Here is a 21,362-nt window from a genome sequence, read left to right on the forward strand (position 1 = left end):
CGGCGTGATCGGGGGGACCAGTTGGGTGTCCACTCACCCCCCCGCGGCGCCGGGCCCCCCCCCGGGCAGCCGCTCGGCGTCGTCCGGCAGCGCCTCGAACCGGATGCGCTGCCGGCGCCGGACCATGTCCAGGAACAGGTTCGTGGTGATCCGGTGCAGCCAGCCCTCGAACGTGCCGGGCTCGAAGTTCGCCAGGGAGCGGAAGACCCGGATGAAGGTCTCCTGGGTCAGGTCCTCGGCGTCGTGCGGGTTGCCGGAGAGCCGGTAGGCCAGCCGGTAGACGCGCGCCGAGTGCTCGCGGACGACCTCGTCCCAGGTGGGGGTTGTCCAGCCCTGGTCCGCGAGGGGACCGTGGGCGAGGGGGGCTTCAGCGCGGATGGCAGCAGCGGTCATGGCGGAGACCTCCAACACGTGGTCGGCAGGTCTCCCCCACCCGGCACGGTGCCGGGCCGGAGCGCCGAGCCTGGTGCCAGGCCGTAGTGACGACGTTCCGCGGAAGGGGTACTCCCCTGTACGCCGTCAATTCTGCCGGAGCCCCGGGGTAGTTGTCCACTCCACCACCCGACGCACATGCGGTTCACAGGTCCGCCGGACGCGGCTCGGGCCCGGCAGGCCCCGCCGGAGCGGGACCCGCCGGGCCCGGGGAATCCGGTGAGGGCGCGGACCTAGAGGTTGATCATGTGCCCCGCCAGGCCGTGGATCGCCTCCTGCAGGCCCTCCGACAGCGTCGGGTGGGCGTGCACGTTGCGCGCCAGCTCGAGCGCGGTGAGGTCCCACTTCTGCGCGAGCGTGAGTTCCGGCAGCAGCTCGGTGACCTCGGGACCGATGAGGTGGCCGCCGAGCAGCTCGCCGTAGGTCTCGTCGGAGATGAGCTTGACGAACCCGCCCGGCTCGGCCAGGCCCTGCGCCTTGCCGTTGGCGGTGAACGGGAACTGCGCGACCTTGACCTTCCAGCCCTTCTGGTCGGCCAGCTCGCGGGCCTGCTTCTCGGTGTAGCCGAAGCTGGCCACCTGCGGCGCGCAGAACGTCGCGCGCGGCATCATCACGTAGTCCAGCTCCATCGTCTCGGCGCCGGCGATCGTCTCGGCGGCGACGACGCCCTGGGCCTCCGCGACGTGGGCCAGCATGAGCTTCGCGGTCACGTCCCCGATCGCGTACACGTGCGGCACGTTGGTCCGCATGAAGTCGTCGATCGCGATCGCGCCGCGCTCGGTCAGCTGGACGCCGAGCTTCTCCAGCCCGTAGCCCTCGACCCGCGGCGTGAAGCCGATCGCCTGCATGACCTTGTCCGCCGTCAGCTCGCGGGTGCCCTTGGCGTCGGAGACGGTGACGGTCACCTGGTCGCCCGAGTCGTCGATCTTCTCCACCCTGGTGGAGGTCAGGACGTCGATGCCGAGCTTGCGGTAGGCCTTCGCCAGCTCCTTGGAGACGGCCTCGTCCTCCAGCGGCAGCAGGCGGTCGAGGAACTCGACGATGGTGACCTGCACCCCGTAGTTGCGGAGCACGAAGGCGAACTCCACGCCGATGGCCCCGGCGCCGGCGATGATGATGCTGCCGGGGAGCTCACGGGTGAGGATCTGCTCCTCGTAGGTCACCACCCGCTCGGACAGCGAGGTGCCCGGCAGCAGCCGGGTGGTCGCGCCGGTCGAGATGATCACGTTGTCGAAGGTGACCGTCTCCTCGCCCCCGCCGTCGAGGGCGACCTGCAGGGTGTGCGGGTCGGTGAAGGTGCCCCAGCCGTCGAACTCGGTGATCTTGTTCTTCTTCATCAGGAAGTGCACGCCCTTGACCCGGCCGTCGGCGACCGTGCGGCTGCGGTCGAAGGCGGCACCGAAGTCGAAGGTGACGTCACCGGAGATCCCGAACGTCTTCGCCTCGTCGCGCACGATGTGCGCGAGCTCGGCGTTGCGCAGCAGCGCCTTCGAGGGGATGCAGCCCACGTTGAGGCACACCCCGCCCCAGTACTTGGACTCCACCACGGCCACGCTCTTGCCGAGCTGGGCGGCGCGGATCGCGGCCACGTACCCGCCGGGACCGGCACCGAGGACGACGACGTCGAAATGCGGCATACCGAGAGCCTAGGACCGCCGCCGAGGACCCCGCCGTCCGCACGGTGCGGCGTCCGTCACCGCGGGTCTGGACAGCCGGCCCGCCCGCTGGCCAGGCTCGCCAGGTGATCGAGGTGGAGGAGCTGCGTGCGCTGGGTCTGTTCGACGGGACCGACGACGCGCACCTGCGGGAGCTGGCCGTGCTGGGCGAGGAGGTGCGCTTCGCGCCGGGCGACGAGCCCTTCCTCGCGGGGCGGCCGGCCGAGTTCTGGTGGGTGCTGCTCGAGGGCGCGCTCGACCTGGTCCGCCGGGTGGGCCGGGAGGAGACGCTGCTCGGGACGATGGACGTGCCCGGCCGGTGGGCCGGCGGGTTCCGCGCGTGGGACGAGCACGGCGCGTACCTCGCGACGGCGCGCGCGACGACGTCCGGCCGGTTCTTCCGGGTGCCGGCCGCGGCGCTGCGCGAATGGGGGACGGCGAGCTTCCCGCTCGGCGTCCACCTGATCGAGGGGGTCGTCCGGACCGCGCGCGGCTTCGAGGCCGCGGCCCGCCAGAAGGAGTCGCTGGTCGCGCTCGGCACGCTGGCCGCCGGGCTGGCGCACGAGATCAACAACCCGGCCGCCGCCGCGACCCGGGCGGTCGACGTCCTGGCCGAGAGCCAGGACGGGATGCTCGTCGCCCTCCGGCGGCTCGCCGCGGCCGGCACCACCCCGGAGCGGTTCGCGGCGCTCGACGCGCTGCGCCGCGGGCTGGCCCCGGGGCCGGCCCCGGAGAGCGCCCTGCAGGTCGCCGACCGCGAGGAGGCCGTGGCCGACTGGCTGGAGGACCGCGGCGTCGAGCGGGGCTGGGAGCTGGCGACACCGCTGGCCGTGGCCGGCGCCGACGTCGACTGGTGCGAGCAGGCCGCCGGCGTGCTCGGCGACCGGGCGCTGACCCCGGGCCTGGAGTGGGTGGCCAGCACGCTCACCGCGGCCGCCGTGCTGGGCGAGGTCAAGGAGGCCACCCACCGCATCTCCGGCCTGGTCGCCGCGGTGAAGTCCTACACCCAGGTGGACCGCGCCGCGCTGCAGTGGACCGACGTCGCCGAGGGGCTGGAGAGCACCCTCGCCGTGCTCGCGCACCGGGTGCCGGCCGAGGTCGCCGTCGTCCGCGACTACGGCGCCGACGTGCCGCGCATCGAGGCGTCCGCCGCCGAGCTCAACCAGGTCTGGACCCACCTGGTCGACAACGCCCTCGACGCGATGGCCGGCCGCGGGACGCTGCGGATCTCCACCCGCACCGACGCGCGCGGGGACGTGCGGGTGGAGATCGGCGACACGGGGCCCGGCATGACCGACGACGTCCGCCGGCACGCCTTCGACCCCTTCTTCACGACGAAGCCGGTCGGCCAGGGCGTGGGGCTCGGCCTGGACGTCGCCCGCCGCATCGTCGAGCGCCACTCCGGCGAGATCGCCGTCGACGGGCGCCCGGGCGAGACGGTGCTGGTGGTGCGCCTGCCCCGCGGTCGGACCACCTGACGTCAGGCGCCGTCGGTGCCCAGGACGGGGGCGAACTGCGCGCGGGCCATCTCCGCCAGCATCCCGATCTCGTCGGCGGACGCGGTGCCCGAGGCGCCGACGACCTCGACCCAGGCCTCGATCGCGGCCGCCGCGGAGCGCTGCACCTCCGGCGTGCTCTCCCACGCCGCCGGGTCGTCGACGACCGCGCCCGCGAGGTGGCGGCCCAGCGCCAGGAAGCCGATCTCCCAGCCGGGCGCGACGAACAGCGCGCCGGCGCCGCTCTGCGCGATCGCCAGCGGGACGGTGTGCTCCAGCTCCAGCGCCGTCCGGTCGCCGTCCGCGCGCAGCCGGACGTCGACGACGCTGGTCGGGCCGCCCCAGGTGACGGTGAGCTGCCGCGGCGGCTCGCACCGGCGGATCTCCCCGCCCACGTTGCCCTCGACCTGGAACTCGCCGCCCTGCCGCAGCCGCCCGCCCACCGGGGCGAACCAGCGGCGGAGGCGCTCCGGGTCGGTGATCGCGTCCCACACGTCCTCGACGTCGGCGTCGTAGCTGCGGCTCAGGCGGACGGCGACCTCCTCGTCGTCCCCGCTCCCCCGCCGGGCCACCGCCCGGTGGGCGGCCGCGATCTCGTCCAGCAGTTCCCTCACGTGTCCTCCTCGGTGGTGGTGCGGTCGCGCCGGCGGCGCTTGCCGCGGGCGAGCTCGGTGGCCAGCGCGTCGAGGCGCTGGTCCCAGGTGCGGCGGAACCGGTCGAGCCACGCGTCCACCTCGCGCAGCGGCCCGGCGTCCACCGCGTACAGCCGCCGGGCGCCGTCGGCCCGGACCCGCGCGAAGCCGTGCTCGCGGAGCACCCGCAGGTGCTGCGACACCCCCGGCTGCGAGGCCGAACTCGGCGCGCACCACCGCGGTGATCTCCCCCGCGGGCAGCTCGCCGTCGGCGAGCAGCTCGAGGATGCGGCGGCGGACCGGGTCGCTATCCAGTGATGCGCCATGATCGGCCCGTGCCCGCCCCCTCGGAACCGCTCGCGAAGCTCGGCTTCCTCACCATCGGCCTGTTCGACGGCGCCGACCCCGGCCCCGGGCACGAGACGACCCTGGCGGTGATCGAGCTCGGCGAGCGCCTCGGCTTCGACAGCGCGTGGGTGCGGCACCGGCACCTGCAGTACGGCATCTCCTCGCCGGTCGCCGTCCTCGCCGCGGCGACCCAGCGCACCCGGCGGATCGAGCTCGGCACGGCCGTCACGCCGCTGGCGTGGGAGAACCCCCTGCGCCTGGCCGAGGACCTCGCCACCGTCGACGTCCTCTCCGGCGGGCGGCTCAACCCCGGTGTCAGCATCGGGCCGCCGATGCGCTGGGACGACGTCAAGGACGCGCTCTACCCCGACACCGCCCACGTCGAGGACTTCAGCTACGAGCGGGTCGACCGGCTGCTGCGCTTCGTCGCCGGTGAGAAGGCCAGCCCGTTCAGCGGCCGGGAGGGCGTGGTCGAGGAGTGGTCGGACCGGGTGCAGCCGCACTCCCCCGGCCTGCGCGCCCGCATGTGGTACGGCGGCGGCAGCCTGGCCTCGGCCCGCTGGGCCGGCGAGCACGCGATGAACTTCCTGACCAGCAGCGTGGTGAAGGCCGAGGAGTCCGAGGACTTCGCCGAGGTGCAGGCCTCCCACGTCCGGGCCTTCCGGGCCGCCCACCCCGACGGTGCCGCCGCCCGGGTCTCGCAGGGCCTGGTGGTCATCCCCACCGACGGGGCCACGGCCGAGCAGCGGGCGAGGTACGCCGCCTACGTCGAGGCGCGCACGCCGCGGACGGCCGCACCGCAGGGGCCGGCCCGGCTCCTCTTCGCCCGCGACCTGCTCGGCACCTCCGAGCAGATCGCCGAGGCGCTGTACGCCCACGCCGGCTTCCAGGAGGTCACCGAGGTGGCCTTCGCCCTGCCGTTCAGCTTCGCACCGGAGGACTACGTGCAGATCCTCACCGACATCGCCGAGCACCTCGGCCCGGCGCTCGGCTGGCGACCCTCCGTCTAACGGTGGGCTGCCGCCCGCGGGGCCACCGCGTCGACCAGCCCGCGCAGGTAGGGCCAGGTCTGCGGGTCCTGGAACCAGTCGCTGTGCAGGTGCGCCGGGGGCGGTGAGGGGTTGTCGTCGGTCCACAGCACCGGCGGGTCGACGATGGCGGAGTCGATCCCGGGACGGGCGCCGTCCGGGTCGTACGGGTCCCGCCGCACCCAGCCGCCGATGTAGTCGCTGAGCCGGACGAGGTTGTGCCAGCGGACGACGCCGTCGTCGGTCAGCGCGCCCTCCAGCCGTTCGATCTGCTCGGCGCCGAAGTAGGCGGGGAAGGCGCGACCGTAGAGCCGCCGCACGGGCGCGGCGAGAGTGAGGAGCGCGACGTGCCGCCGCACCCCGCGGGGCAGCTGCGCCACGACGGCCGCCGCGATGACGGTCCCCTGGCTGTACCCGACGACCACGACGGGCGAGTGCGGTTCCCGGGGCACCCCGCCGACGGCCTCCGCCAGCTGCTGGGCCAGCGCGGGGTCGGTCGGGCCGTGGGCCGTGTCGCCCACGACCCGGCGGACGCGGGTGACGACCTCGGGCACCGAGCGCTCGGCGTAGCTCGGCGGGCCGAACGGGTGGCACGCCCGCGGCCAGAAGGTGACGACGTCCCAGAAGAAGCCGACGCGCTTGCGGGATCCGCTGCTGGTCAGCGCGGACCGGAGGAAGAGCAGGAAGAGCCCGGCGACGAAGACGGCCGCCCCGGTGCCGAGCGAGGCGAGCCCGGCCAGCAGGTTCCACGCGCTCCAGGGCAGGAACTGGTACCCGACCAGCACGAGCGCGGTCGGGACGGCGACGCCGAAGAGCACCGGCGCGGCCCGGTCGGTCAGCATGGAGGTGGCCCAGAGGCCCGCCACCGCCCGCCGGGCGCGCCGCGTCCCCGGCGCCGCCGCGCCGCGGTCGGCGTAGACCGCGCCGACCGACGACGGTGCGGTGCCGGTCGCCAGCGCCCGGGCGGTCCGCCACCGGACCACCGCCAGCGCGAGGCCCGCCAGGAGGGTCGACACCAGGGCCACGGCGAACGCCAGCCCGCAGGCGAACACCGTCGCCGGCAGGGCCAGCCGGGCCGGCTCCCCGCCCCCTCCGGAGGCGGTCTGGGTGTACGTCGGCCGGGCGAGCAGGTTGGCGGCGGTCATGAGCAGGGCGGCGCTGAAGATCCCGGCGACCAGGGTCGCCGTCAGGGCGACGGCCACCGAGGTCAGCCCGCGGCCCATGACGTCGGTGCCTGCCCACGGCCGCTGCAGGCAGACCACGAGCAGGAGGACGACGACGAGGCCCAGGCTGACGTCGAGCACCACGACCTGCAGCGCCCGGTCCCCCGGCAGGGCGGCGCCGTTCGGGTGCGGCCGCCACCACAGGCGGGCCAGCGCCGTGCCCCCGGCCAGCCCGAGCGCGGCCCAGGCGACCCCGGCCGTGACCGCGTCCCCGACGTCGCGCGGGTCGCCGGCCCGCTCGATCCGGTCCGCCCACGGCGTCAGCAGGGCGACGACGGCGACCGCGGCCAGCGCGGCGCACAGCGTGAGCAGCACCCAGCGGACGGCTGGCGCGGACGACTCCGGCAGCAGCAGGACGGCCGCCACCACGGAGGAGGCGACGGTCAGGTGGGCCCGGCGTTGGCGGACCAGCGGGCGCTCACCGCACCAGAACGTCGGGCGCGAGAGCGCGAGGCCCGGCAGCTCCTCCATGCCCGGCCCGGGTGCCCGGCGCTCGTAGGCCCCCTGGGTGCGCGTGCTCAGCCACCACAGGACGGCGACCACGAGCAGCACCACGGCGCCGGCGAGCGCCATGCGCACGCCGGCCCCCAGATCGGCGAACCAGCCGAGCCACGACCACAGGGTGCCGACCGACGCCGCCTGCCACGCCACCAGGTCGACGAGCAGGTAGGCGGTGGTGGCCACGAAGGACGCGGTCAGGGTCAGCGCCAGCAGCCGCAGCACCGCGCGGGCACCCTGGCGCAGGACGGCCGCGCCCCGCTCGGGCAGCGCCCAGTGCGCGACGTTGACCAGGCCGAAGGGCAGCAGCAGCAGCCACAGCGCCGACCACGAGGCCTGGTAGTTCAGCCGTCCCCAGCAGTAGGCCTCGACCCGTGGCCGGCCACGGGCCGTCCCGCCCGGGAACCACGCCCGGAAGAAGCCGGCACGGCCGTCCCCGGCGACCTGCAGGGTGGCCGGGGACTCGAGGTTGTCGGGGGCCGGCGCGCCGCCGACGCCGTGGATGCGCAGCTGCAGGACGTCGACCGGGTCGCCGTCGGCCAGCGCGGGCACCTCACCGCGGCCCAGGGCCGTGGCCGGGCTCGTGAGGTCCTCCCCGCTGAACGCCTGGCCGGCGCCCGGTGCGAGCACCACCCCCGCCAGCCGGCCGCCGTCGACCGGCGCCGGGGCGCCGTCCGGCAGCGGGACCGGTCGGGGCAGCGAGGGCGGTGGCGGGACCACCGGCACCGCGCTCGCACCGGCGGGCGGCGCAGGTCGGTCGAGCTGCTCCATGGTCGCCCCTCCTGACGCGCCGTGCCGCTGGCGGAATGGTGGCGCAGCGCACGGCGCCGTGGCGGCTCACGGGACGCGGTGGTCCCGGAACCCCGGCCGCGCGCGAAGATCGCCGCATGACCGACGGCGGGCTCAGCATCCAGGAGCGGCTCTACCCGACGCTGACCTGCTTCGGGTGCGGGCACGCCAACCCGGCGGGGCTCAAGCTGCGCAGCTACGCCGACGGTGACACCGTCACGGCGACGTTCGTGCCCCGGCCGGAGCACGACAACGGCTTCGGCTTCGTCAACGGCGGGATCCTCTGCACGGTCCTCGACTGCCACAGCGCCGCCGCGGTCTTCGCCGAGGCGCAGCGCCGCGGCTTCACGGGCGAGGACGGCCGCGTCCTGCCCTGGGTCACCGCCGGCCTCGAGGTGCGCTTCCTGCGGCCGACGCCCCTCGACGAGGCGCTGCACCTGACCGGCCGCGTCACCGCGGCCGCCGAGGCGGAGATGACCGTCGCCGTCGAGCTCGCCTGGGACGGCAAGCCGCGGGCCACGGGCAGCGCGGTCTGGAAGCGGTTCCGCGTCCGTCCGCCCGGGGCAGCGCACTGAACCCGTCTCCGGCGGAGGCCCGGACCGGCCTCGCGCTGCCGCAGCGGCGCGAGGCCGTCGATTCACGCGGTGTACTCGATGTGCAGCACCGGGGCGCGGGCCGGGCCGCCGTCGTAGGACTCGGCCACGCGGGTGCCGGTGCCGGTGACGGTCAGCACCAGCGCGTTGCCGCTGGCCCAGCCGGCCCGCCCGACGATCTCCTGCACGACCGCCGCGAGGTCCGGCGTGCGCTGGGCCTCGGCACGGGCGGCGGCGGTCGGCCAGGACGCCGGGGTCCAGGTCACGGTGGCGGTCGTGTCGGCCCGGCCGGAGAGGTTCCGCGCGGTGGTGGTGAACGCCGCCGCGCTGTCGGCGGCCTCCCCGACCACGGTGAGGCTGCACGCGGCGGTGGAGACCTCGTCGACCTGGAACTGCACCCAGGCCCGGGTGATGGTCGCCCCGGCCGGCACCGCCACCGAGGTGAACCGCATCGCCGACACCTGCGCGTTGGCGCCGTCCTGACCGAGGTTGAGGTCACCGCTGGTGAGGTTGACCGCGCCGGTGGAGACGCGCTCCTCGGCGTCGTCGGCGGCCACCCGCACGGGCACGTCCAGCGTCACCCCTTGCGGGGCCGTGTCGGTCACCGTGACCGTCACCTCGTCGGCGGCGGCGAGCGCCGAGTCGCTGCCGGTCAGCCGCAGCACGTAGGTCCCGGGCGCGTCGAAGGTGGCGGTCGTGTCCACCGCGGCCGCGTTCGCGAACGTCACGGTCCCCGGGCCGGACACCTTCGTCCAGCTCGTGGTGACCGCGGCCGGCGGGTTCGGCAGCCCGTCGTCGGTCACCGTGCCGTCCAGCGACGCCGCGGCCGGCCGGACCACCGACCGGTCGGGCCCGGCGCTCACCGTGGGCGCGGCGTTCGACGGGGCCGTGTCGGTCACCGTGACCGTCACCTCGTCGGCGGCGGCGAGCGCCGAGTCGCTGCCGGTCAGCCGCAGCACGTAGGTCCCGGGCGCGTCGAAGGTGGCGGTCGTGTCCACCGCGGCCGCGTTCGCGAACGTCACGGTCCCCGGGCCGGACACCTTCGTCCAGCTCGTGGTCACCGCGGCCGGCGGGTTCGGCAGCCCGTCGTCGGTCACCGTGCCGTCCAGCGACGCCGCGGCCGGCCGGACCACCGACCGGTCGGGCCCGGCGCTCACCGTGGGCGCGGCGTTGGCCGGACCGGTGCCGCCGGTCGTGTACTCGACGTGCAGCACGGGCGCGACGGCGGCGCCGGACTCGACCGCCTCAGCGGTGCGCCTGCCCGTACCGGTGAGGACGAGGGCCAGCGCGTTGCCGCTCACCCACCCGGGTCTGGACACGACCTCCTGCACCACCGCCGCCAGGTCCGGCGTCCGCTGGTCCGGCCCCCGGGCGCCCACCGTCGGCCAGGCTGCGGGCGCCCACGCCACCGTCGCGCTCGTCCGGGGCCGGGCCGAGACGTCCCGGGCGGCGGTGGTGAACACCGCTGGGTTGTCGGTGGCCTCCGCCGCGACGGTGAGCGACGTCGCGGCGGTCGTCGCCTCGTCGACCTGGAACTGCACGTACGCGTTCGTGATCGTGGCGCCCGCGGGCACCGCCACCCCGGTGAACCGGAGCCCCACGGTCTGCGCCGCCCCACCGTCGGTGACCAGTTCCAGGTCGCTGCTGCCGAGGTCGACGGCCCCGGCGAGCGCCTCCTCCGCGTCGTCCGCGCCGGCCCGGACCGGCACGTCGAGGCTGGCGGAGCCCGGTGGCCCGGTGCCCGGTGTCGTCACGGTCACCGGCGACGACCGCGGTGATTCGGCCCCCGTGCCGTCGACGGCGGAGACCGTGTACGAGTAGGTCGTCCCGCCGCTGACCGTGGTGTCGGTGTACGCGGTCCCGGTGACCGGTGCGGGGTTGAGCGGGGTGGCCGAGCCGTTCCGGTAGACGCGGTAGCCGGTCGCGCCCGTGCTGGCGTTCCAGCCCAGGCCGACCTGGGAGGCGGTGGGCGTGCCCGAGACGGCGAGCCCGGTCGGCGTCGGCGGCCCCTGCGGTGCGGTGGAGTCGTGGCACTGCCCCGTCCCGGTGTCGACGAAGCTGCTGCCCTCGATCGGCACGAACTCCCAGTCGTAGCTGGAGCCGTGCAGCACGAGCTTGAGGACGCCGAAGGTGTCGTTCTGCCGGGTCACCGTGTTGGGCCGCACCGATCCCAGGCTGCCGAAGTTGACCCCGCCGGTGCCGACGACGAACTGGCGGATGCCGCGCTGCGGGTCGGCTCCCCCGCTGGGGTTCTGCGGTGCGTAGTGCTCGTAGACGTGGCTGTGCCCGGCGAGCACCAGGTCCGCCCCGGCCGCGTAGAGGGCGTCCCAGAAGGGGCCGACGGAGCTGCTGGCGCTGCCGGCCGAGAAGCGCGGGTGGTGCCAGTAGGCCAGCGTGCACTTCCCCGCGTTGGCGGCGAGGTCCGCCCGCAGCCAGGTCTCCTGGGCCGAGCCGCGCGAGCAGGACACGACGGAGCAGTTGGAGTTCAGCGCGATCAGGTGCCAGGCGCCGATGTCGAAGGAGTAGTACCCGCGGGAGGGGTCACCCGCGCGGCTGCCCCAGTACCCGAAGTACCCGGCCGCGCCGGCGGTGTCGTACTCGTGGTTGCCGGGCACCGGGTAGCTGATCGACTTGACCCGGCCCCAGGTGGGGTCGTACGAGCCGGCGAACTCGGCGGCCGTGGCCCGGTCGTACTGCAGGTCCCCCATCGGCAGGACCGCGTCCAGCGGCTGCCGGGTCAGCAGGTCCGCGGTGTCGGCGTGCCGGCAGTCGTTGTCGTCGGGCTCGTCCCCGGGGGCGCAGGCGATGTCACCGGCCGCCATGATCACCGGATCGGTCGCGGCCTCCGCGACGGACCCCGGGACGCCCGGGCCGGCGAGGACCACGGGCAGGCCCAGGGCGAGCAGCGATGCCCCCAGCACCACCGTGGCGATCCCGCGGACCGCGCGAGCGCGCCGGCCGGTCGATCGCCCCGCATGGCCCGCACGAGTCCTCATGGCCGCCTTCTTCCGCCCCCGTCCGCCGCGATCGGATCAATTCCGGAAATGCTGCGACCGCGCGAATGCCAGCACTGTTGAAACGGGCACAGTATTGAGATCGGAACACCCCTTGTCAATGACGCCTTTGCAATTCTGTGCGACCATTCGGGAAGTGCTCGTCGTAGATTTCTACCGGCTCCCTCGGAATGCGCACCGGCAACCTGCGGATGCACGAGGTGGCGTACGCCGATCGACGTAGCCTGGCGTATTACCCGAAAAGGTCTCCGCTGCGGCCGCCCACGGCCTTTCCCGCACTCCACCGGTCGCCTAGGGTCGCCTCCTCCCGACCTCCTCCCGGCACGACAGAGGGCACCTGGTGATGGACCGACGACGCTTCCTCCTCCTGGCGGGGGCCGCGGTCGTGGCTCCCGCGGCGGCGTGCTCGGCGCCCGCGGTGAGCGCGACGCCGTCCTCGAGCCCCACCTCCTCCCCCGGCGGTTCCCCGACGCCCGCCCCCGCCGGGCCGCCGCCCGACTACACGCTGGGCGCCCCGACCTCCGAACTGCTCGCCCGCACGCCGCCGCGGCTGGTCACCGAGAGCGGCACCTTCACCGAGTCCTACGAGCAGCCGGCACCGGCCGACGACACCACGTGGGACATGCGCGGAGCGCGGTTCGTCGGGTACTTCGACGCCGACGCCCGGTACGAGACCGGCGAGTTCGCCGGCGGGTCCACCGCGGCGCAGAAGAACAACCGGCCGATCCAGATCGGCGAGGACGCCCCCGTGACCGGCGCGGCGCTCATCGGCGGCGTGGTCGAGGGTGCCCAGCCGGAGACGCTGACCTGGGAGCGGATGAAGTACGGCCAGCACGTGCAGGACGACACCGACGCGTGGGTCGACGCGGGCCGGCCCGCCGACGTCGACCCGCACCGCAACCAGGTGGACAACCGCAACCAGGACGGCGATGCGCGGATGTGGATCCGGCCCGACGGCTGGGCGGTCTGGGACGGCGTCCGCGTCCGGAACACCCACGACGGGATCGGGGTGTACGGGGACTTCGCGCAGGGGTCGGGCACGTGCATCGTCCGCAACTGCTGGCTCAGCGACGTCCACGACGACGCCTTCGAGAACGACGACTGGCACGGGCTGCACGTCCTCGACACCCTCGTCGAGGGCACGTACACGTTCCTGTCCTGCCAGAACCACGGGCTCGACGGCGCCCGCCCCCGGCACGGCGTCACCGTCGAGCACAGCGTCGTGCGCCTGCGGCCGTTCCCGGGCGGGTACAAGACCCGGTCGACCGACGCCGTCCACGGCCAGATCTACAAGAGCCAGGAGAACGGCCCCGCCCTCGTGCTCCGGCACGTGGTCATCGCCGCGGAGCGCTTCCGGGACCCGGACGACGGGCCCCGCCTGCCCGAGCGCACCGGCCAGGTGCAGGACCGCTACGAGGACGTCACCCTCGTCTGGCTGGGCCCGGGGGGTTACCCCGGCAACGTGCCCGCCGGCTGCCGGGTGACCACCGACCGGGCCGTCTACGACCGGGCCGTCGCGAGCTGGAAGTCCCGCCACGGTGTCCGCGCGGACGGCGGGGTCGACCCCGATCGCATGATCGCGCCCGAGCCGGTGTCCCGGTAGCCGCCCGACCGCCCGAGCCCCAGGAGGACCCGTGGTGCCGCTCGCCCCCTCCCCGTCCCCGTCCGTGGTCGGCGACGGCCACCCACCGCTCGCCCTGGTCGAGCACCTCTGCGCGCAGCTGCGCGCGGCGGGTGTGTCCTACTGCCACTGGAAGAGCAACGACGCGCTGCACCTGTCCGCGTCGGGCGAGAACGACCTCGACCTGCTCGTCGACCGCCGCCACCTGGCGGCCTTCCTCGAGGTCCTGGCGTCCTGCGGCTTCGTGCAGGCGCGGGCGCGGCGGCGGGCGCGGCAGATCACCGGCGTCCTGCACTACTACGGCCTGGACGCGGCCACGGGGGTCCTCGTGCACGTGGACGCCCAGGCCCAGCTGGTGCTCGGGGACGACACGACGAAGAACGTCCGCGTGCCGATCGAGCAGGCCTACCTCGCCTCGTGCCGCGAGGACGGGCTGTTCCCCGTCCCCGCGCCCGAGTTCGAGCTCGCCCTGCTGGTCCTGCGGCTGGCCCTCAAGCACAGCACGTGGGACGCGGCGGCCTTCGGGCTGGCGGGACTTCGCCCGGCCGAGCGCCGGGAGCTCGAGCACCTGACCGGCCAGGCCGACGCCGAGGAGCTGCGTCGGGTCGTGGAGACGCACCTCCCGGCCATCGGCTGGCGGGCCTGGTCGGACCACCACCGCGCCCTGCGCGACGGCGCGGCACCAATGCGCCGGCTGGCCACCGGCCGCCGGGTCGTCGCCGGGGCCGCCGACCTGACGCGCCGCCGCCCGGCCGCCGACACGGCGCTGCGCTGCGCCCGGCGGGTGAGCTGGGGGTTCCGGCACTACGCGCTCGGGGAGCGGACCACCAAGCGCCCGGTCGCCGGCGGCCTCGTGGTCGCCGTCGTCGGCGGGGACGGCGCCGGGAAGTCCACCCTCGTCACCGGCCTGGCGGACTGGCTGAACGGCCCCTTCGACACCCGTGTCCTGCACATGGGCAAGCCGCCCCGGGGCGTCGCCACGCTGCTGGTCAAGGGCGGCGTCCTGGCCGCCCGGCGGGCCGGGGTGGTGGGTGCCTGGCTGCCCAACTACCCCACCCCTGCCGAGCACCGGGACCGGTTCCCCGGCCACCCCTGGCTGCTGTGGCAGCTGGTCACCGCGCGGGACCGGCGGCGCCAGCACCGTCGCGCCCGCCGGCTCGCCGGCCGCGGGACGGTCGTCGTCTGCGACCGGTTCCCCCTCGACCAGGTGACGCTGATGGACGGCCCGCGGACCCGGTGGATCAGGGCGGACGGGACGTCGGCCCTCGCCCGGCGCCTCGTCGCGGCCGAGCAGCGCGCCTACGCCGCGATCGGTGCCCCCGACGTGCTGCTCGTGCTCCGCGTGGACCCCGACACGGCGGTGGCCCGCAAGCGCGGGGTGGACCCCGCCGACTTCGTGCGGCCCCGGTCGGCCGAGGTGTTCTCCGCCGATTGGGGCACGAGCGGTGCCGTGGTGCTGGACGCCTCCGGTCCCGCCGGGCGGGTGCTCGCCGAGGCGCGCGCGGCCGTCTGGGCGAACCTGTGACCACCCTCGCCCGCGGGGCGGTGCGCGCCGGTCGCGCGGTCACCGTGGAGCTGGCCGGCATCCCCGGGTCGGGCAAGAGCCGGCGCGCCCGGGCGCTGGCCGGGCTGCTCACCGACCGCGGCGTCACGGTGCACCAGCCCCAGGTCCGGCTCGGCCCCGCCGTCCCGACCCTGCCCCGGCTCGCCCGGAAGGCCGGGGCGTGCGCGGCGGCCGCCCTGGCCGCACCGGGGACGACGGCCGGCGTCGCGCGAGCCGTCGTCGCGTCCGGCCAGCCCGGTACGGGTGACGTGGCCGCCCGCCTCGTCCAGTGGCTCGTGGCCGAGCGGACCACCGCCCGTGCCGCCCGCCGCGGCGGCGTCGGGCTGGTCGACGAGGGCGAGGTGCAGGCGCTGTGGTCGACGGGCCTGCGCGGGGCCGTCGACCCGGTGCTCGCCGCGCTCGACGCCGCCGGGCACCGCGGGGCAGCGGACCTCCTGGTGGTGGTCGACGTACCCGCAGAGGTCGCGCTGGCGCGCCTGACCGCCCGGCGGTCGCGGCACAGCCGGGTGCAGGCGCTCGGCGAGCGGGACGCCTTGGCCGAGCTGCAGCGGGGCATCCGGCTGCTGCACCGGCTCACCCGCTGGTGGGCCGGGGGTGGCGGGCAGGTCGTGACGCTGGACGGCACGGTGGACGACGACCCGGGGCTGGTGGAGCTGGCGGACCGGCTCTCCTCCTGAGACTCTCCTTGAGACTCTCCTCCTGAGCCACCGGGTGGAGCTCGGGCCCGGCCGTGGGGGGTTCGGCCGGGCCCGAGGGCTCAGGCGGTGTACTCGACGTGCAGCACCGGCGCGCGGGCCGCGCCGCCGTCGTAGGACTCGGCCACGCGGGTGCCGGTGCCGGTGACGGTCAGCACCAGCGCGTTGCCGCTGGCCCAGCCGCCCTGCCCGACGATCTCCTGCACGACCGCCGCCAGGTCCGGCGTGCGCTGGTCCCCGCCGCGGGCGCCCGCCGTGGGCCAGGACGCCGGCGTCCACGTCACCGCTGCCGCCGTGCCGGCCCGGCTGGAGATGCTGCGCGCGGTGGTGGTGAACGCCGCCGCGTTGACGGCAGCCTCCCCCCGCACGGTGACGGTGCACGCCGCGGTGGAGACCTCGTCGACCTGGAACTGCACCCAGGCCGCGGTGATCGTCGCCCCGGCCGGGATGCTCACGCCGGTGAACCGCAGGGCGGACACCTGGTTGGCCGTGCCGTCCTGACCGAGGTTGAGGTCACCGCTGGTGAGGCTGACCGCGCCGGTGGAGACGCGCTCCTCGGCGTCGTCCGCGCTCGCCCGCACCGGCACCTCCAGCGCGGTGGGCGCCGGCGCGGCGGGATCGGTCACGGTCACGGTCACGTCGTCGCTGCCCTGCTGCGGCGAGCCGTCCTCGGCGGTCAGCCGCAGCACGTATCTCCCCCCGGCGCTGAAGGTCGCGGTGGTGTCGACCGCGTGGGAATCGGCGAAGCTCACCGTGCCGGGTCCGCTCACCTGCGACCAGGTCACCGTGGTGACCGCGGGCGGGGAGGGCAGGCCGTCGTCGGTCACCGTCCCGTCCAGCGTGGCGGCCGCGGGCATGGTGACCGCCTGGTCGGCGCCGGCGTTCACCTGCGGTGCCGTGTTGGTGGGGGTGGTCCCGCCGTCGAGCACGGTGACCGCGACGTCGTCGTTGGCCTGCAGCTGGCCGTCGTTCGCGGTCAGCCGGAGCACGTAGCTGCCGGCGGCGCTGAAGGTCGCCGTCGTGTCCACGCTGCTCGCGCTCGCGAACGTCACCGTCCCGGGGCCGGTCACCTTGGTCCAGGTCGTGGTCAGGGTGCCGGTGGGCCGTCCGTCGTCGGTCACCGTTCCGTCGAGGGTGGCCGCTGCCGGCAGGGTCACGGTCTGGTCGGCGCCCGCGTTCACGCTGGGCTGGGTGTTGGCCGGGCCGGTGCCGCCGTACTCGATGTGCAGCACCGGCGCGCCGCCGGGCGCCCCGTTGGCGGACTCGGCCAGCCGGGTCCCGCTGCCGGTCAGCACCAGGACCAGGGCGTTGCCGCTCGCCCATCCGGAGCGGGACACGATCTCCTGCACGACCGGCGTCAGGTTCGCCGTCTGCTGGTCCTGCCCGCGCGCGCCCACGGTCGGCCACGACGGCGGCGTCCAGCCCACCGACGCCGTCGTCCGCGGCCGGCCGGAGACGTCGCCCGCGGTGGTGGTGAACGCCGGCGGGTTGTCCGCCGCCTGCCCGGCGATGGTCAGGTTCGCCGCGGCCGTCGTCGCCTCGTCCACCTGGAACTGCACGTAGGCCCTGGTGATCGTGGCCCCGCGCGGGACGGTGACCTCCGTGAACCGCAGACCCACCGTCTGCGGCGCCGTGCCGTCGGTGACCAGGTCGAGGTCGGTGCTGGTCAGGCTGACCGCCCTGGTGGAGTTCCGCTCCTCCGCGTCGTCCGCGCCGGTCCGTACCGGCACGTCGAGCACGTTGCTGCCTCCCCCGCCCGGATCGCCCGTGCCGACCACGACGGACACGTCGTCGCTGGTCTGCAGCTGCCCGTCGTTCGCGGTCAGGCGCAGCACGTAGCTGCCGCCCGCGCTGAAGGACGCCGTGGTCGAGGGGGCGTTCGCGTTGCCGAAGGTCACGGTGCCGGGACCGCTGACCTTCGACCAGGTGGCGGTCGTCGTCCCGGGCGGGTTCGGCAGCCCGTCGTCGGTGATCGAACCGGTGAGCGTCGCCGCGCTCGGCAGGGTGACCGTCTGGTCCGGGCCCGCGTTCACGGTCGGCGCCTGGTTGCTGCCGGTGGGCACCGGCGGCAGGGTCACGGCCATCTCGTAGAACCGGCCGTCGTTCTCGTTCGGGTTCGAGTCGTTGTCGGTGCCGCGGTCGACGATGTAGAGGTTCTGCGCCCCGGAGCCGTTGCTGGCCGGGGCGAGGGTCATGCCGGCGGCCTTGCGCGGCGAGGCGGCCGCGATGCTGATCGTGTTGAGCAGCGCGCCCTGGCGGGTGAGCTCGTAGATCCGCCCGCTGGTGTCGTCCAGCACGAGGATGGTGTTGCGCCCCGGGTAGTACTCGATGCCCTCGGGGTCCCCCGCCCCGTACTGGCCGACGTCCATGACCACGACCGTGTCGTCGCCGGCCGGCGGGATCCCGTCGAAGCGGCCGTTGGTACCCGGGCCGTAGTCGAGGACGTCCTTGTTGACCCCGTCGATCACGAGCAGGTGGCCGTTGTTGGTGACGTCCATGTCGATGGTGACGTCCTCCGCGTCCCCGCTCTGCGGGCGCGTCGAGAAGGAGGTCACGGTGTCGTCCGGGGTGCCGTACCGGCCGTCGGCGCCGGCGACCACCTGGAAGATCCGGTCGGCGTCGTCGTCGGAGACGTAGACGTAGCCGTTCGACGGGCGGTAGCCGATGCCGGTGGGCTCGTCCGACCACGGCAGGCTGGTCCCGCCGGGGAACGACGACTGCTGCACACCGGTCAGGCTCGAGACGAAGAGGTTGGTACCCGCGTACAGCGGCATCTCGTCGACCTCGCCGTCGGCGATGAGCAGCTGGTTGGTCGCGGGCAGGTACGTGATGCCCGACGGGTCGGGGCTGGGCCGGCCCCACGAGGACGTCGAGTGCTGGGCCACCAGCGTGGCGGTGAGGGCGGCGGCGCCGGCCGGTGCCGGGGCCAGGGCGACGAACCCGGCCGCCACCAGGACCACGACGGGGACGGTGCGTACTGCGATCGGCAGTCTCACGGCGACATCCATTCCGGCTCGGGACCCCCGGACCGCGCCCGCTGCTGGGCACGGACCCGCGCCCGGCCAGCCTTCTGGCGCGCGCCCGCCGCGTCACCCGCCAGGTGCATGACGCGGTGTCGTCCATCGGTCGTAGGCACCGCCGCCGGCTCTCAGCCGGACCACTCGACGTGCAGGACCGGGGCACGGGCCGTGCCCCGCTCGAACGCGGCGGCCGTGCGGGTGCCGCTGCCGGTGACGACCAGGACGACGGGGTTGCCGCTCTGCCAGCCGGAGCGGCTGACGATCTCCTGCAGCACCGCGGTCAGGTCCGGCGTGCGCTGGTCGGTGCCGCGCGCGCCGACGGTCGGCCAGGCCGCGGGCGTCCACGCGACGGTCGCGGTCGTCCGGGGCCGGGACGAGATGTTCTTGGAGACGTTGGCGAACGCCGGCGCGGCGTCCGCGGCCTGACCGCCGATGGTCAGGGCAGTGGCGCTCGACGTGGCCTCGTCGACCGAGAACTGCACGTACGCGGCGGTGATCGTCGCTCCCGGGGGCACGGCGACCCCGGCGAAGCGCAGCCCGACGGTCTGCACCGTGGTGCCGTCCGCGACCAGCTCGAGGTCGGTCCCGGTCAGGGACACGCTCGCCGACCGTTCCTCGGCGTCGTCCGTACCCGACGCCACGGGCACGTCTTGGACGCCCGGGGGTGGCGGGTTGACCGTGACGGTGACGTCGTCGGACGCCTGGAGTTCCCCGTCGTCGGCGGTCAGCCGGAGCACGTAGGCGCCGGGTGCCGAGAACGTCGCCGTCGTCGCCTCCGCCGTCGTGTCGTCGAAGGTGACGTCGCCCGGCCCGGAGATCTTCGACCACTCGGCGCCCACGTCAGAGCCGAGCGGGAGCCCGTCGTCGACGACCAAGCCGGCCAGCGACGCCTCGTGCGGCATCGTCACCTCGACGTCCTGACGGGCGTCCACCACCGGGGCGGTGTTGGTGTCGCTCGGGCTGCCGTACTCGATGTGCAGCACCGGGGCCCGGCCCGCCCCCCGCTCGAACGCCGCCGCGGTGCGGGCGCCGCTGCCCGTGACGACGAGGACGACGGCGTTGCCGCTGACCCACCCGGGGCGGTTGACGATCTCGCGCAGGACCGGCGCGAGGTTCGGTGTCCGCTGCTCCGCCCCGTGCGCGCCGAGGGTCGGCCAGGCGGGTGGGGCCCAGGCGATGCTCGCCGCCGTGCGCGGCCGTGAGGAGACGTTCTTCGACGCCGTCGTGAATGTCGGCGCGTCGTCGGCGGCCTGCCCGCCGATCGCGAGGGCCGTGGCCGTGCTCGTCGCCTCGTCGACCGTGAACTGCACGTAGGCGTTGGTGACCGTGGCCCGGGGCGGCAGCGCGACCCCGGTGAACCGGAGGCCCACCTTCTGGACGGTGCTGCCGTCGGTGACGAGCTCCAGGTCGGTCCCGGTGAGCGAGACGCTGGCCGACCGCTCCTCCGCGTCGTCGCTGCCGGCCGTCACCGGCACCTCGAGCACGCCCGGCGGGAACGCCGTCACCTTGACCGTGACGTCGTCGGTGGCCTGCAGCTCCCCGTCGCTGCCCGTGAGGCGCAGGACGTAGTCGCCCGCGACCGAGAACGTCGCCGTCGTCGACGCCGCGGCCGGGTCGGCGAAGGTCACCTCACCGGGCCCGCTCACCACCGACCACGCGGCGGTGGGCGTGGCCCCCGTGGGCCGGCCGTCGTCGGTCACGGCGCCGGACAGACCGGCCGCCGACGGCATCCGCACGTCCCGGTCGGCGCCCGCGTACACGTAGGGCGCCAGGTTCCCGGGCAGCGGCGGCAGCGCCACCGCCAGCTCGTGGAGGAGGCCGTCGCGCTCGCTGGAGTTGGTGTTGTTGTCGACCCTCCGGTCGACCACGTACAGGTTCAGCCCGCCCGACCCGTCGCTGGGCGGGGCCAGGGTGATCCCCGCCGCGCTCTTCGGATCGGCCGCCGCGATGCTGATCGCGTTGACCAGCGCGCCGTTGCGGCTGACCTCGTAGACGGTGCCGCTGCCGCTGTCGAGCACCAGGATCGTCCCGCGCGTCGGGTGGACGACGAGCCCCTCCGGGTCCATCGCCCCGTAGCGGGACAGGTCGAAGCCGGTGACCGTGTCGTCCCCGTTCGGCGCGAGGGCGTCGAAGGCGCCGTTGGGCCCGGGACCCCAGTCGTACACCGCCTTGTCGTGGCCGTCGACGACCATCAGGTGCCCGTTGCCGAGGGCGTCCACCTCCACCGCGACGTCCTCGGCGTCGCCGTTGCGGAACGGCCGGGTGGAGAAGGACGTCTGGCTGTCGTCCGCCGTCCCGAACCGTCCGTCGGCACCGGGCTGGACCCGGAAGACGAGGTCGAGGTCGTCGTCGGAGACGTACAGGACGCCGCGGGCCTCGTCGTAGCTGACGCCGGCCGGCTCGTGCGACCACGGGACGGTGGTGCCGCCGACCTCGGCCGCCTGCGCGCCGTCCCGGCCGGCGAGGAAGAGGTTCGTCCCGGTGTACAGCGGCATCTCGTCGACCTCGGAGTCGCTGACCAGCAGCTGTCCGGTGCTCGGCAGGTACGTGATGCCGGCGGGGTCCGGGCTGGGGACCGCCCAGTTCCCCGTCTCGACCGTCCGCACCAGGGTCGCCGTCAGTGCGTCGGCCCGCGCCGGCGGGGCGGGCGCGGCGATCAGCGCGGCGGCCACCACGGCGAGCGCGACGGCGGCGCGCGATGCCGGCCGCAGTGCGTGTGGCTGACCCAGGGACATCTCGGTTCCTCCCCCTGGT

Annotated in this window: 14 protein-coding genes; 6 read left to right on the top strand and 8 right to left on the bottom strand. The window is 75.1% G+C overall.

Annotated elements, in window-relative coordinates; all coding sequences use genetic code 11:
• Positions 1-33: 33 nt before the first annotated feature.
• Complete coding sequence (locus tag ACI797_RS25535; RefSeq protein WP_456862725.1) at positions 34-393, bottom strand: sigma-70 family RNA polymerase sigma factor; 360 nt, start codon at positions 391-393, stop codon at positions 34-36.
• A 272-nt stretch (positions 394-665) separates the two neighbouring features.
• Positions 666-2,069 carry a dihydrolipoyl dehydrogenase gene (gene lpdA / locus ACI797_RS25540; protein WP_456862728.1) on the bottom strand — a complete coding sequence of 468 codons (1,404 nt, stop codon included), beginning with the start codon at positions 2,067-2,069 and terminating at the stop codon, positions 666-668.
• 104 nt (positions 2,070-2,173) lie between these two features.
• Here lpdA and ACI797_RS25545 point away from each other — a divergent pair, with 104 nt between their 5' ends.
• Positions 2,174-3,565, top strand: coding sequence for a sensor histidine kinase (locus ACI797_RS25545; protein WP_456862731.1), 1,392 nt, complete (start codon positions 2,174-2,176; stop codon positions 3,563-3,565).
• Positions 3,566-3,567: 2 nt separating this feature from the next.
• On the opposite strand, the gene ACI797_RS25550 is transcribed toward ACI797_RS25545, so the two are convergent.
• Both ACI797_RS25550 and ACI797_RS25555 read right to left on the bottom strand, forming a co-directional pair.
• Positions 3,568-4,197: an SRPBCC family protein gene (locus ACI797_RS25550; RefSeq protein ID WP_456862735.1), complete on the bottom strand. Its 630-nt coding sequence runs from the start codon at positions 4,195-4,197 to the stop codon at positions 3,568-3,570.
• On the bottom strand, positions 4,194-4,418 hold the full coding sequence (locus tag ACI797_RS25555) for a hypothetical protein (protein WP_456862738.1): 225 nt from the start codon (positions 4,416-4,418) through the stop codon (positions 4,194-4,196). Before ACI797_RS25555 ends, ACI797_RS25550 begins: the two co-directional genes overlap by 4 nt.
• A 132-nt stretch (positions 4,419-4,550) precedes the next feature.
• On the opposite strand from ACI797_RS25555, the gene ACI797_RS25560 reads away from it, so the two are divergent.
• Positions 4,551-5,573 (top strand): LLM class flavin-dependent oxidoreductase, encoded by a 1,023-nt coding sequence (locus ACI797_RS25560; RefSeq protein ID WP_456862741.1) that lies wholly within the window; start codon positions 4,551-4,553, stop codon positions 5,571-5,573.
• Here ACI797_RS25560 and ACI797_RS25565 read toward each other — a convergent pair.
• Positions 5,570-8,083 (bottom strand): hypothetical protein, encoded by a 2,514-nt coding sequence (locus ACI797_RS25565; RefSeq protein WP_456862746.1) that lies wholly within the window; start codon positions 8,081-8,083, stop codon positions 5,570-5,572. The genes ACI797_RS25560 and ACI797_RS25565 overlap by 4 nt on opposite strands.
• A gap of 116 nt (positions 8,084-8,199) precedes the next feature.
• On the opposite strand from ACI797_RS25565, the gene ACI797_RS25570 reads away from it, so the two are divergent.
• Positions 8,200-8,676 (top strand): PaaI family thioesterase, encoded by a 477-nt coding sequence (locus ACI797_RS25570; protein ID WP_456862749.1) that lies wholly within the window; start codon positions 8,200-8,202, stop codon positions 8,674-8,676.
• Positions 8,677-8,738: 62 nt separating this feature from the next.
• On the opposite strand, the gene ACI797_RS25575 is transcribed toward ACI797_RS25570, so the two are convergent.
• A complete protein-coding gene (locus ACI797_RS25575) occupies positions 8,739-11,618 on the bottom strand; it encodes a PKD domain-containing protein (protein ID WP_456862752.1) in 2,880 nt (959 codons plus the stop codon).
• 433 nt (positions 11,619-12,051) lie between these two features.
• Between ACI797_RS25575 and ACI797_RS25580 the strand changes: the two genes are divergently transcribed.
• The 3 genes from ACI797_RS25580 to ACI797_RS25590 are packed head-to-tail and all read left to right on the top strand — an operon-like array spanning position 12,052 to position 15,570.
• Positions 12,052-13,311, top strand: a complete 1,260-nt coding sequence (locus tag ACI797_RS25580; protein WP_456862755.1) for a hypothetical protein — start codon at positions 12,052-12,054, stop codon at positions 13,309-13,311.
• Between the two features lie 31 nt (positions 13,312-13,342).
• Complete coding sequence (locus ACI797_RS25585; RefSeq protein WP_456862758.1) at positions 13,343-14,854, top strand: hypothetical protein; 1,512 nt, start codon at positions 13,343-13,345, stop codon at positions 14,852-14,854.
• Positions 14,851-15,570, top strand: coding sequence for a hypothetical protein (locus tag ACI797_RS25590; RefSeq protein ID WP_456862761.1), 720 nt, complete (start codon positions 14,851-14,853; stop codon positions 15,568-15,570). The genes ACI797_RS25585 and ACI797_RS25590 overlap by 4 nt, the downstream gene beginning before the upstream one ends.
• 80 nt (positions 15,571-15,650) lie before the next feature.
• On the opposite strand, the gene ACI797_RS25595 is transcribed toward ACI797_RS25590, so the two are convergent.
• Both ACI797_RS25595 and ACI797_RS25600 read right to left on the bottom strand, forming a co-directional pair.
• Positions 15,651-18,584, bottom strand: a complete 2,934-nt coding sequence (locus ACI797_RS25595) for a PKD domain-containing protein (RefSeq protein WP_456862764.1) — start codon at positions 18,582-18,584, stop codon at positions 15,651-15,653.
• Positions 18,585-18,736: 152 nt separating this feature from the next.
• Positions 18,737-21,343 (bottom strand): PKD domain-containing protein, encoded by a 2,607-nt coding sequence (locus ACI797_RS25600; RefSeq protein WP_456862769.1) that lies wholly within the window; start codon positions 21,341-21,343, stop codon positions 18,737-18,739.
• Between the last annotated feature and the right edge of the window lie 19 nt (positions 21,344-21,362).

This window comes from Geodermatophilus sp. SYSU D00691 (genome assembly GCF_054050275.1).

Excerpts from the sequence above, each read along its gene's own strand:
- ACI797_RS25535 (WP_456862725.1), bottom strand. The coding sequence starts at position 393 with ATGACCGCTGCTGCCATCCGCGCTGAAGCCCCCCTCGCCCACGGTCCC.
- lpdA (WP_456862728.1), bottom strand. The coding sequence starts at position 2,069 with ATGCCGCATTTCGACGTCGTCGTCCTCGGTGCCGGTCCCGGCGGGTAC.
- ACI797_RS25565 (WP_456862746.1), bottom strand. The coding sequence starts at position 8,083 with ATGGAGCAGCTCGACCGACCTGCGCCGCCCGCCGGTGCGAGCGCGGTG.
- ACI797_RS25570 (WP_456862749.1), top strand. The coding sequence starts at position 8,200 with ATGACCGACGGCGGGCTCAGCATCCAGGAGCGGCTCTACCCGACGCTG.
- ACI797_RS25580 (WP_456862755.1), top strand. The coding sequence starts at position 12,052 with ATGGACCGACGACGCTTCCTCCTCCTGGCGGGGGCCGCGGTCGTGGCT.
- ACI797_RS25600 (WP_456862769.1), bottom strand. The coding sequence starts at position 21,343 with ATGTCCCTGGGTCAGCCACACGCACTGCGGCCGGCATCGCGCGCCGCC.